The following is a 12,023-nucleotide window of genomic DNA, read 5'->3' on the forward strand; positions in this document are numbered from 1 at the left end:
GCTGCCGAAACCTGCATAACTCATTGAATCTCAAGGAGTTTTCCGTTTCGACTGCGCCGGAAGTGGGGCGAATTATAGACATCTGAAATTCGCTGTCAACCCCTATTTTCAGTTTTACTCGGATTTCAGCGTAATACGTGCAAATGCCTTCTTGCCGGCCTGGCAAACATGGGTAGCGCCCAGTACATATATAAAGGAGCGATCAACCACCTCACCATCAACGCGCACACCACCGGATGCCAGCAGGTCGCGCGCCGCCGCCGAGTTCTTCACCAGACCTGCCTTATTAAGGACAGCGGCGATCGGCATGTCTTCAGCGGAAGCCAGCTCGATCTCCGGCAGGTCGTCCGGCAGCTCGCCATCCTTCATACGGTTGCCTGCCGCACGATGAGCATTGGCAGCGGCCTCTTCGCCATGGAAGCGCGCAACGATCTCTTCAGCCAACTTGATTTTGACGTCACGCGGATTGGCGCCAGCCTCAACATCAGCACGCAATGCGTTGATCTCATCCATCGAGCGGAAGCTGAGCAGCTCGAAGTAACGCCACATCAGCGCATCCGGAATCGATACCAACTTGCTGTACATGACGCCCGGGGCTTCCTGGATGCCGACGTAGTTACCCAAGGACTTGGACATCTTCTTCACGCCGTCCAGACCCTCGAGCAACGGCATGGTCAGAATGCACTGCGCCTCCTGCCCGTAACCACGCTGCAGTTCACGCCCCATCAGCAAGTTGAACTTCTGATCGGTACCGCCCAACTCGACGTCCGCACGCAAAGCCACAGAGTCATAACCCTGAACCAGCGGATACAGGAACTCATGAATAGCGATTGGCTGATTGGTGGTGTAACGCTTGTCGAAGTCATCACGCTCAAGCATGCGCGCGACGGTGTACTGCGAGGTCAGACGAATAAAGTCCGCCGGCCCCATCTGATCCATCCAGGTGGAGTTGAACGCAACTTCGGTTTTCGCCGGATCGAGAATCTTGAACACCTGAGTCTTGTACGTCTCGGCGTTTTCCAGAACCTGCTCGCGAGTCAGCGGAGGACGTGTCGCACTCTTGCCGCTCGGATCACCGATCATCCCGGTGAAGTCACCTATAAGGAAGATCACCTGATGCCCCAGCTCCTGGAACTGGCGCAGCTTATTAATAAGCACGGTATGACCCAAGTGCAGATCCGGAGCGGTCGGATCGAAACCAGCCTTGATACGCAGCGGTTGGCCGCGCTTGAGCTTCTCGATCAGCTCGGACTCGACCAATAGTTCTTCCGCACCACGTTTAATCAGCGCTAGCTGCTCTTCAACCGACTTCATAACAGACCCGCAAGGCTCAGATTCAAAGGGAACCAACCATACAAGATCGCGCACCAATTACAAGTTTTGCCCGGCGCACGGACACCAATCCACAGACAGAGTGCCTGCAGACTTGCTTCAGAGATGATTTGGTTATATTTTATACAGTTATTTCATCTTCATCATGTCATTCATCTTTTCCAATTCATCTTTTTTCAAAGTCAAAAATTACTTATGACCACAGAACCGTCTAAAGCGCCTCCGCTTTACCCGAAGACCCACCTGCTTGCCGCAAGTGGAATCGCCGCCCTTCTCAGCCTGGCACTCCTGGTATTTCCTTCCAGTGATGTTGAAGCCAAAAAGACGACCCTGAGTCTGGAACTGGAAAGTCCTGCTGAACAACTGACACAAGATCAAGACGCTGCTGACGCGGCTCAGGCCACAAATGAGCCAGTGACATCGCCGTTTGCGCAAATCGAAAACGCTGACGAAAACGCCCCGCAAACAGCAGAGAGTGCGCCTGCACCGGCGCCAACAGCTGAAAAACCAAAGTCTCCCGGCCATCGCGAAGTCGTCGTCGCCAAGGGCGATACGCTGTCTACACTGTTCGAAAAGGTCGGTTTGCCGGCCGCCGCCGTGCATGAAGTATTGGCCAGCGACAAACAGGCCAAACAGTTCAGCCAGCTCAAGCATGGCCAGAAACTCGAGTTCGAACTGAACCCTGAAGGCCAGTTGACCAGCCTGCACAGCAAGGTCAGTGACGTTGAAACCATCACCCTGACCAAGAATGACAAGGGATACGCGTTCAACCGCGTCACCGCAAAACCGACCGTTCGCACCGCTTACGTTCACGGCGTCATCAACAGCTCCTTGTCACAGTCCGCCGCCCGCGCCGGGCTGTCTCACAGCATGACCATGGACATGGCCAGCGTGTTTGGCTACGACGTCGACTTCGCCCAGGACATCCGCCCCGGCGACGAATTCGATGTGATCTACGAACAGAAAGTGGTCAACGGCAAAGCTGTCGGTACCGGCCCGATCCTGTCGGCACGCTTCACTAACCGCGGCAAGACTTACACCGCCGTGCGTTACACCAACAAACAGGGCAACAGCAGCTATTACACGGCAGACGGCAACAGCATGCGCAAGGCGTTCATCCGCACCCCGGTGGACTTTGCCCGCATCAGCTCGAAGTTCTCCATGGGCCGCAAGCACCCTATCCTCAACAAGATCCGCGCCCACAAAGGCGTCGATTACGCCGCACCTCGCGGTACGCCAATCAAGGCGGCCGGTGACGGCAAAGTGCTGCTGGCTGGCCGTCGTGGCGGCTACGGCAACACCGTGATCATTCAGCACGGCAACACTTACCGTACGCTGTATGGCCACATGCAGGGCTTCGCCAAAGGCGTGAAAACCGGCGGCACCGTCAAGCAAGGTCAAGTGATTGGCTATATCGGCACTACCGGCCTGTCCACCGGGCCGCACTTGCACTATGAATTCCAGGTCAACGGCGTTCACGTCGATCCATTGGGTCAGAAGCTGCCAATGGCCGATCCGATCGCCAAAGCCGAGCGCGCTCGCTTCCTTGCTCAGAGCCAACCGTTGATGGCGCGTATGGATCAAGAGAAGGCCACGATGCTGGCTTCGAGCAAGCGCTAAGCCATGGCTTTTTATATCGGTGTGATGTCTGGAACCAGCCTCGATGGCCTGGACATCGCCCTGATCGAACAGACCTCGGCGATCAAACTGGTCGCCACGCACTACATCCCCATGCCTGAATCCCTGCGCGCCGAGCTGCTTGGCTTGTGCGCCAGCGGCCCCGACGAGATCGCCCGCTCGGCGATTGCCCAGCAACACTGGGTCAAGCTCGCAGCGCAGGGCATCCACACTCTCCTCGATCAGCAGAAACTCAAACCCGACGTCATTCGTGCGATTGGCAGCCACGGCCAAACCATTCGCCATGAACCGGCGCGCGGCTTCACCGTGCAGATCGGCAACCCTGCCCTGCTGACGGAATTGACCGGCATCACCGTAGTCAGCGACTTCCGCAGCCGCGATGTCGCTGCCGGTGGCCAGGGTGCACCTCTGGTTCCAGCCTTCCATGAAGCGTTATTCGAAGAGCGTACCGGTAACCAGGCCGTCTTGAATGTAGGCGGTTTCAGCAATCTGAGTCTGATAGTGCCGACCAGACCTGTAGCCGGTTTCGACTGCGGCCCGGGGAATGTTCTGATGGACGCCTGGATTCACCAGCAGCGCGGCGAAAACTATGATCGCAATGGCGACTGGGCGAAAACAGGTTCTGTTGAACCGTCCCTTTTGAAGGCAATGCTCAGCGATCCGTTCTTCGTCACCAAAGGCCCGAAAAGTACCGGCCGCGAAGTGTTCAACCTGCCATGGCTGGAACAACATCTCGCACGCCTGCCAGCCTTTGCTGCCGAGAACGTGCAAGCCACCCTGCTTGAGCTGACCGCCCTGACCATTATCGAATCGCTGCAGAGCGCTCAAGCCGATACGCAAGAGCTGCTGGTCTGCGGCGGCGGCGCGCACAACGCCACACTGATGAAACGCCTGGCCGACCTGCTACCACATACAACCGTTGCGAGCACCGCGACCCACGGCGTTGATCCCGACTGGGTCGAAGCCATGGCTTTCGCTTGGCTGGCTCACTGCTGCCTCGAAGGCATCGCCGCCAATCGCCCCAGTGTCACCGGTGCACGCGGTCTTCGGGTACTCGGCGCCATCTACCCAGCCTGACTGAATCGCACACAGCAAAACGCCGCAGAACCGTAAGGCTCTGCGGCGTTTTGTTATCTGGAACGAAAAACGATCAGATCGAGAACGAAGACCCACAACCACACGTCGTGGTGGCGTTCGGGTTCTTGATCACGAAGCGCGAGCCTTCCAGACCTTCCTGGTAATCCACTTCAGCACCGGCCAGGTACTGGAAGCTCATCGGATCAACCACCAGACTTACGCCTTCGCGCTCGACGATGGTGTCGTCCTCGGCCACATCTTCATCGAAGGTGAAACCGTATTGAAACCCTGAACAACCGCCGCCCGTAACGAATACGCGCAGCTTCAAGCGATCATTCCCCTCTTCATCGACCAGGCTCTTCACCTTGTGCGCAGCACCTTGGGTGAATTGCAAAGCCGTGGGGGTGAAGGATTCGACGCTCATGCTGACTATCTCCCGGCGTTACGCCGCCATAATGCGTGATGACGCGCATTATCCGCTTGTCCTAGAAAATCGGTCAACTATTAGAGGAGCAGCGGCAAGATTCAAGCTGCGAGCTTCAAGCTTGCGGCTCACAACTTGAAGCTTGTAGCTGCCCTTATGGCAGCATACCGGCGTGCGACAGACCGAAACGCTCGTCCAGCCCGAACAGGATGTTCATGTTCTGTACCGCCTGGCCCGAAGCGCCTTTGACCAGATTATCGATCACCGACAGCACCACCACCAGATCGCCATCCTGCGGACGATGCACCGCGATTCGGCAAACGTTGGCGCCGCGCACGCTACGGGTTTCCGGATGGCTGCCAGCCGGCATCACATCGACGAACGGCTCGTTGGCATAACGCTTTTCAAACAGCGCCTGCAGGTCCACCGAGCGATCAACCACAGTCGCGTAGAGCGTGGAGTGAATGCCACGGATCATCGGCGTCAGGTGCGGAACGAAAGTAAGGCCAACGTCCTTACCCGCTGCGCGACGCAGGCCCTGGCGAATTTCCGGCAGGTGACGGTGACCTTTCACCGCGTAAGCCTTCATGCTTTCCGACGTCTCGGAGTACAACGAGCCTACAGAGGCGCCACGGCCGGCACCGCTGACGCCGGATTTGCAGTCGGCGATCAGACGCGAAGTATCCGCCAGACCGGCTTCCAGCAGCGGCAGGAAACCCAGCTGCGTAGCGGTTGGATAGCAGCCCGGCACGGCGATCAGGCGAGCTTTTTTGATCTGCTCGCGATTGACTTCCGGCAGGCCATAAACCGCTTCGTCCAGCAACTCCGGCGCGCCGTGCGGCTGACCGTACCACTTGGCCCATTCCTCAGCGTCTTGCAGACGGAAATCCGCCGACAAATCGATCACCTTGGTGCCGGCAGCGAGCAGTTCGCCAGCCAAGGCATGAGCAACGCCGTGCGGGGTGGCGAAGAACACCACATCGCAAGCGCCCAGGGTCTTGATGTCCGGCACGCTGAAAGCCAGGCCGTCGTAGTGACCGCGCAGGTTCGGGTACATGTCAGCCACAGGCAGGCCAGCCTCGGATCGGGAAGTGATCACCACCACTTCTGCCTGCGGATGCTGTGCCAACAGACGCAGCAGTTCGACACCGGTGTAACCCGTGCCGCCGACGATACCGACCTTGACCATAAACCTGCCCTCAACGAACCCACTGGAAAGCCGTCGATAATAGGGGCCGCGCGCCCCTGCGACAACCGTCAAGGTGACGTGCGGACGCTCAAGCCTCTACTATCCGGCTTACCGTGAACCTGGAATAACTAAAAATGCTCTATCTATGGATCAAAGCTTTTCACATTGTCAGCGTCGTTTGCTGGTTTGCCGGACTGTTCTATCTGCCGCGACTGTTCGTTTATCACGCGCAAAGCGAAGACACGATCAGCAAAGAACGCTTCAGCATCATGGAGCGCAAGTTGTATCGCGGCATCATGGGCCCGGCGATGATTGCCACACTGATCTTTGGCGGCTGGCTGATCTACCTCAACCCGGGCATCTTCAGCATGGGTGGCTGGATTCACGCCAAACTGACCCTCGTGGTTCTTTTGATCGGCTACCACCATATGTGCGGCGCGCAGGTAAAACGTTTCGCCCGTGGCGAGAACACCCGCAGCCATGTCTTTTATCGCTGGTTCAATGAAGTGCCGGTTCTGATATTGCTGGCTATCGTAATTCTGGTCGTGGTCAAGCCGTTCTAACTTCAATAACTACAGATCCTTGGGGTGTTCATCATGTCGCTGCCCGCTCTGCTCGAACAACATCTGCGTTTGCCTGTCGTTGCCGCGCCGATGTTCCTGATTTCCAACCCCGAGTTGGTGCTCGCCTGTTGCCGCAACGGCGTGGTCGGCAGTTTTCCGGCGCTTAACCAGCGTGAAAGCAGCGGCTTCAAGGCGTGGCTGGAACAGATCGAAGCGGGACTGGCGACTCTGGACAACCCTGCACCCTATGCGGTGAACCTGATCGTTCATAACAGCAACCCGCGCTTGCAGGCGGACCTGAATATCTGCGTCGAGCACAAAGTCCCCATCGTCATTACCAGCCTCGGCGCGGTGAAGGAGTTGGTCGACGCGGTGCACAGCTATGGCGGCCTGGTCTTCCACGACGTCACCACTCGCCGACATGCCGAGAAGGCCGCCGAAGCCGGTGTCGATGGATTGATCGCTGTCGCGGCCGGCGCCGGTGGCCATGCCGGCACCTGGAGCCCATTTGCTCTGATCGCCGAGATTCGCCAGTTCTTCGACAAAACGCTGTTGCTCGCAGGATGTTTGAACCACGGCCATGAGATTCTCGCTGCACAGCTGCTCGGCGCGGATTTGGCCTACTTCGGTACGCGATTTATCGGCACCACAGAAAGCCATGCGCCTGACGCCTACAAGGAGATGCTGCTGACAGCCAAGGCTGCGGACATCATCCATACTCCAGCGGTGTCGGGCGTCCCTGCCAGTTTCATGCGTCAGAGTCTGGAGGCAGCCGGTTTTGATATGGCCACCCTGCAAGGCAAGGGCGAGGTGAACTTCGGCGACAAGCTCAAACCGATCAGCGACGAAGCCAAAGCCTGGAAGACTGTGTGGTCGGCCGGCCAGGGCGTCGGGCAGATTGACGATCTTCCCAGCGTCGATCAGTTGATCGCTCGCCTTGACGCGGAATACCGGCAGGCCCAGCAACGCGCAGCGCAGTTGCCACAACGCTGGCCACGGTAAAAAAATCAGGCCAGTCGCTAGCGGACAGGCCTTACACTGACGATCTTTCAATCTATTCGCGACAAGGATGCCTCGGCCATGAGCGACACCCGTTATAAGATCGTTTTCGACGGTGCTCTACAGCCCGGTGTCGACATCACCACTGCCAAACTCAATCTGGCCGACCTGTTCAAAAGCGAAGTAGCCGCCATCGAACGGCTCTTCAATGGCAGTGTCGTCGCAATCAAGCGTGATCTCTCCCACAGCGATGCGCAGACCTATCTGCAAGCGCTGAACAAAACCGGCATCAATGCCCGCATCGAAAGCGAAACCCCCATCGAACTGAATCTGTCGGATGTGCACGAACACACCGCGGCCGTGATGGAACCGAGTTCGCCGTACGCGCCACCTCGCGCGAACGTCGGCGAAAGCCTGCCAGCGTTTGCCACGCTCAAACCGTTTAGTGTGGAAGGCCGGATCGGTCGTCTGCGCTACCTGGCCTGGTCGATGGTGCTGACGCTGGTGACGCTGCCGATTATCGGCATCTTTGCATTGATCGCGCTGGGACTCGTCGGTGCCGACTCCACCAGCGGCCTGATCATCGGCGGCATCTTCGCGGTCTTTCTGTTCTTGGCACTGCTCATCGCCAGCATCATGTTCAGTGTCCAACGCCTGCACGATATTGGCTGGTCCGGCTGGCTCTGGTTGCTGACCCTGGTACCTTTCGTGGGCAGCTTCTTCCCGTTTGTGGTCATGATCGTTCCGGGCAATAGCGTCGCCAACCGCTATGGCCCGCCACCGCCACCGAACAGCACGGCGGTCAAAGTCCTGTGTTCGCTGTGGATCGTGTTTATCGCGCTGTTTTTTGTCGGCGGCATTCTTGGCGGAATCTCGGCCATCCAGCAGGAATACGAAAGCAACCTGGAAAGCAGCTACGAAAGCGGCTCGGTGACCACTGACGAGATCGACGTGGAAGTCGAACCCGCAGCGAATTCCGCCGACGATGCAGCCGAAGCGGCACAGGCCCCTGTAGACTCTGCGAAAGAATGAACAGCGCTCCCCGCCGTGACACCCGCGTCGTCGGCGCGGAGCTGTTGCGATGGAGAATTGCATGACCCGTTACGCTCTGATCACTGGCGCTTCCAGCGGCATCGGCCTGGCCATGGCCGAAGCGCTGGCCCGCCGTGGCCGCAGCCTGATTCTGGTGGCACGACAGCGTGATCAGCTGGAAAGTATCGCGATAGAGTTGACCCAACGTTTCGGCGTCGAGGTACTGTTCCGCGCCTGCGACCTGGGCGAACCTTTGCGCTTGTCCGGTTTTCTGCTTGAGCTGGAAGAAGGCGACCGGCAGATCGATTTACTGGTGAACTGCGCCGGCATCGGCACCTGCGGCCCGTTCCTTGCTCAGGACTGGATGACCGAGCAGGATCTGATCGAGGTGAATATCCTCGCCCTCACCCGTCTGTGCCATGCAATCGGCAACAGCATGGCGCTGCAGGGCGGCGGGCAGATTCTCAATGTCGCCTCGGTGGCGGCGTTCAATCCCGGGCCATGGATGAGCACGTATTACGCCAGCAAGGCTTACGTGCTGCACTTCTCCGAGGCGCTGCGGGTTGAACTCAAGCAAAGTGCGGTGAAGGTTTCGGTGCTCTGCCCCGGCCCGACCCGCACGGCATTTTTCCGCACGGCGCAACTGAACAGCGACAAACTCAAAGACAGCAAGTTGTTGATGAGCCCCGAGGAAGTCGCGCTGTACACCGTGCGCGCCCTCGCCAAGAACCGCGCGATCATCATTCCGGGACGACGCAACCGCTGGTTCGCCTTCCTGCCACGGCTCGGCTCGCGCTGGCTCAATCGCACCATCGTCGGCATGGTCAACAAGGCTTACTGCCCACGCTGAACGGTCCTGCGGCAAAACACTGGGCGGGTTGATTTCCCATGAGTACACTCAGGCCAGCCCATACAACGGAGAAAACAGCAGTGGATACTCTGTTCACCAAGATCATCAACCGGGAAATCCCGGCCAAGATCATTTACGAGGACGACCAGGTTCTGGCCTTCCACGATATCGCCCCTCAGGCACCGGTACATTTCCTGGTGATCCCGAAAAAACCGGTGCGCACCCTCAATGACCTGACTGAAGACGACAAGGCATTGGCCGGGCATATCCTGTTCACCGCGCAGCGCCTGGCGCTGGAGCTAGGTTGCGAGGAAGGCTTCCGGGTCGTGATGAACTGCAATGAAAAGGGCGGGCAGACCGTCTATCACATTCATATGCACGTCCTCGGTCAGCGCCAGATGAACTGGCCACCGGGTTAAGACTCACCGCGACCGGTATGTTTGTGCGTGTGTTTGTTTGTTTGTGTAGGAGCTGCCGGAGGCTGCGATCTTTTGATCTTGTTTTTGAGACCTGGAAGATCAAAAGATCGCAGCCTTCGGCAGCTCCTACATAAAACACATCAAACAGATCCAACGCATCGCACATCAAGCACAGAATGACCCAGCGCAAACCTTCCCCGGCCGATTCGGTTAAACTGGCCGCCGAGATTCTTCCCGGAGGTCAGCATGACTACCCAACGTCACTACTCGCCGATTGACCGTCTTCTGCTGCAAGCCGATGCCGCGATGCGTACCTTGCTGCCCTTCAGTGGCCAGCCGTACCGTCCGTCGCCAGCAATCCTGCAGCCGGACACGCAGATGAGCGACGAAGACACCCGTCACGTCGCCGGCCTGATGCGCATCAACCACACGGGTGAAGTCTGCGCCCAGGCGCTGTATCAAGGCCAGGCGCTGACCGCCAAGCTGCCGCAGGTACGCGAGGCCATGGAGCACGCTGCCGAAGAGGAGATCGATCATCTGGTCTGGTGCGAACAGCGCATTCACCAGTTAGGCAGCCATACCAGCGTTCTCAATCCGCTGTTTTATGGCATGTCGTTCGGCATCGGCGCAGTTGCCGGATTGATCAGCGACAAGGTCAGCCTCGGGTTCGTCGCGGCGACCGAGCATCAGGTGTGCAAACATTTGAATGAACATCTGGAACAATTGCCGGCCGAGGACGAAAAGTCCCGGGCGATTCTCGAGCAGATGCGCATTGATGAAGAACATCATGCGGAGAGTGCGCTGGAGGCTGGGGGTTTCCGTTTTCCAGCGCCGGTGAAGTTCGGGATGAGTATTTTGGCTAAGGTGATGACCAAGAGTACTTATCGGATTTGAGGTCTGTGTTGGTGCTGAGGGCCTCTTCGCGAGCAGGCTCGCTCCCACAGGGGGTTATGGCAGACATGAAAAAGGCGACCGAAAGGTCGCCTTTTTTTGTGCCCGGAAATCTTAGGTCGGCATGTTGCGCGCGTAGAAGATTTCGAGCATTTCGTGTTTCACCCGATCAGTCACCTGAGCACGCTGCTCGGCGGACAGGTTGCTGGTGGCGTCGCCGAACAGGTAGTTATCCAGTTCGAAGTTCTTCAGCAGCATTTTGGTGTGGAACAGGTTTTCCTGGTACACGTTCACGTCGGTCATCTGATACGCGTCGCGAGTGTCTTCGGAGAGATAGTTCTGGATCGAGTTGATCTCGTGATCGATGAAGTGCTTGTTGCCTTCAACGTCACGGGTGAAGCCGCGCACACGGTAATCCACAGTCACAATGTCCGAATCGAACTGGTGAATGAGGAAGTTGAGCGCTTTCAACGGTGAAATTACGCCACAGGTCGACACGTCGATGTCCACACGGAAAGTCGCAATACCAGCGTCCGGATGGATCTCCGGATAGGTGTGCACCGTGATGTGACTCTTGTCGAGGTGGGCAAGGATGATTTCGGGCAATGGACCCGGGGATTCTTCGATCTGACTTTCAGTCGGGGTCACCGGCTCTTCAGAAATCAGAATCGTGACGCTGGCACCCTGAGGCTCGTAGTCCTGACTGGCAATGTTCAGGATGTTGGCACCAATGATCTCGACAACTTCTGTGAGAATCTGCGTCAGGCGTTTCGCGTTGTACTCTTGATTGATGTACTCGACGTAAGCCTGCTGGTCTTGCGGGGTTTCCGCGTAGCAGATGTCATAGATGTTGAAGCTCAAGGTCTTTGTCAGGTTATTGAACCCGTGGAGCTTGAGTTTGCTTTTCACCGTTAAAAACTCTCTATGTATGCGGCCCGGCCGCGTGATCAAGCATGCCCGTCAAATGCGAACAACGCACCTGCGTAGGACGGTTAACACCTCTTCGCGATGGCGATTTTGGTTATCTGTTCAGGCGGATGACCCGTCGACTGACCGATCACTGCCCTGAAAAAAGTGGCGCATTATGCAGACGTCAGCGGGGGATCGCCAGAGTCTGCACTGCTTTTATGATAGTTGAATGTCGGTTCAACCGAGTTCGACGATTTCGTAATCGTGGGTGATCGCCACGCCAGCCGCGCCGAGCATGATCGAGGCCGAGCAATATTTCTCCGCGGACAGTTCGATGGCGCGTTTGACCTGAGCTTCTTTCAGGCCACGGCCCTTGACCACAAAATGCATGTGAATCTTGGTGAATACCTTGGGATCTTCGGTTGCGCGCTCGGCTTCGAGGAAGGCTTCGCAGCTTTCAACGGCCTGACGCGACTTCTTCAGGATGCTGACCACGTCGAAGTTGCTGCAACCGCCGACACCCAGCAGGAGCATTTCCATCGGACGAACACCCAGATTACGACCACCGGCGTCCGGCGGACCGTCCATTACCACGACATGACCGCTGCCGGATTCGCCGAGGAACATGGCTTCGCCAGCCCATTGGATGCGTGCCTTCATCGCCAAGACTCCACTGTAAAAAAAGGGTCGCCAGCTTAGC

13 protein-coding genes are annotated in these 12,023 nt (G+C 57.6%); 8 read left to right on the forward strand and 5 right to left on the reverse strand.

Features of this window, described 5'->3' with window-relative positions; genetic code table 11:
- Positions 1-114: 114 nt before the first annotated feature.
- Positions 115-1,314 (reverse strand): tyrosine--tRNA ligase, encoded by a 1,200-nt coding sequence (tyrS, locus tag C2E19_RS26730; protein ID WP_129395737.1) that lies wholly within the window; start codon positions 1,312-1,314, stop codon positions 115-117.
- 213 nt (positions 1,315-1,527) lie between these two features.
- On the opposite strand from tyrS, the gene C2E19_RS26740 reads away from it, so the two are divergent.
- Both C2E19_RS26740 and C2E19_RS26745 read left to right on the forward strand, forming a co-directional pair.
- Positions 1,528-2,952, forward strand: a complete 1,425-nt coding sequence (locus C2E19_RS26740) for a peptidoglycan DD-metalloendopeptidase family protein (RefSeq protein ID WP_129395738.1) — start codon at positions 1,528-1,530, stop codon at positions 2,950-2,952.
- A 3-nt stretch (positions 2,953-2,955) separates the two neighbouring features.
- Complete coding sequence (locus C2E19_RS26745; protein ID WP_129395739.1) at positions 2,956-4,047, forward strand: anhydro-N-acetylmuramic acid kinase; 1,092 nt, start codon at positions 2,956-2,958, stop codon at positions 4,045-4,047.
- A gap of 73 nt (positions 4,048-4,120) precedes the next feature.
- On the opposite strand, the gene erpA is transcribed toward C2E19_RS26745, so the two are convergent.
- Together erpA and argC are read right to left on the reverse strand one after the other, a co-directional pair.
- A complete protein-coding gene (erpA, locus tag C2E19_RS26750) occupies positions 4,121-4,471 on the reverse strand; it encodes an iron-sulfur cluster insertion protein ErpA (protein ID WP_003228776.1) in 351 nt (116 codons plus the stop codon).
- Between the two features lie 154 nt (positions 4,472-4,625).
- On the reverse strand, positions 4,626-5,660 hold the full coding sequence (gene argC / locus C2E19_RS26755) for an N-acetyl-gamma-glutamyl-phosphate reductase (protein ID WP_129395740.1): 1,035 nt from the start codon (positions 5,658-5,660) through the stop codon (positions 4,626-4,628).
- 134 nt (positions 5,661-5,794) lie between these two features.
- Here argC and hemJ point away from each other — a divergent pair, with 134 nt between their 5' ends.
- The 6 genes from hemJ (at position 5,795) to coq7 (ending at position 10,417) form a co-directional block, all read left to right on the forward strand.
- A complete protein-coding gene (hemJ, locus tag C2E19_RS26760; protein WP_129395741.1) occupies positions 5,795-6,223 on the forward strand; it encodes a protoporphyrinogen oxidase HemJ in 429 nt (142 codons plus the stop codon).
- 33 nt (positions 6,224-6,256) lie between these two features.
- Positions 6,257-7,225, forward strand: coding sequence for a nitronate monooxygenase family protein (locus tag C2E19_RS26765; protein ID WP_129395742.1), 969 nt, complete (start codon positions 6,257-6,259; stop codon positions 7,223-7,225).
- Between the two features lie 78 nt (positions 7,226-7,303).
- Positions 7,304-8,254, forward strand: a complete 951-nt coding sequence (locus C2E19_RS26770; RefSeq protein WP_129395743.1) for a DUF805 domain-containing protein — start codon at positions 7,304-7,306, stop codon at positions 8,252-8,254.
- 61 nt (positions 8,255-8,315) lie between these two features.
- Positions 8,316-9,104, forward strand: a complete 789-nt coding sequence (locus C2E19_RS26775) for an SDR family oxidoreductase (protein ID WP_129395744.1) — start codon at positions 8,316-8,318, stop codon at positions 9,102-9,104.
- Between the two features lie 80 nt (positions 9,105-9,184).
- The gene (locus C2E19_RS26780; protein WP_003228789.1) at positions 9,185-9,523 is read left to right on the forward strand and encodes a histidine triad nucleotide-binding protein; all 339 of its coding nucleotides are present in this window, start codon (positions 9,185-9,187) and stop codon (positions 9,521-9,523) included.
- A gap of 246 nt (positions 9,524-9,769) precedes the next feature.
- On the forward strand, positions 9,770-10,417 hold the full coding sequence (coq7, locus tag C2E19_RS26785) for a 2-polyprenyl-3-methyl-6-methoxy-1,4-benzoquinone monooxygenase (RefSeq protein WP_008077993.1): 648 nt from the start codon (positions 9,770-9,772) through the stop codon (positions 10,415-10,417).
- 111 nt (positions 10,418-10,528) lie between these two features.
- Here coq7 and speD read toward each other — a convergent pair whose 3' ends face one another.
- Complete coding sequence (gene speD, locus C2E19_RS26790; protein WP_129395745.1) at positions 10,529-11,323, reverse strand: adenosylmethionine decarboxylase; 795 nt, start codon at positions 11,321-11,323, stop codon at positions 10,529-10,531.
- A gap of 237 nt (positions 11,324-11,560) precedes the next feature.
- Positions 11,561-11,983 carry an OsmC family protein gene (locus C2E19_RS26795; RefSeq protein WP_003228794.1) on the reverse strand — a complete coding sequence of 141 codons (423 nt, stop codon included), beginning with the start codon at positions 11,981-11,983 and terminating at the stop codon, positions 11,561-11,563.
- Between the last annotated feature and the right edge of the window lie 40 nt (positions 11,984-12,023).

The organism is Pseudomonas sp. DTU12.3, assembly GCF_004124275.1.
Lineage (GTDB): Bacteria > Pseudomonadota > Gammaproteobacteria > Pseudomonadales > Pseudomonadaceae > Aquipseudomonas > Aquipseudomonas helmanticensis.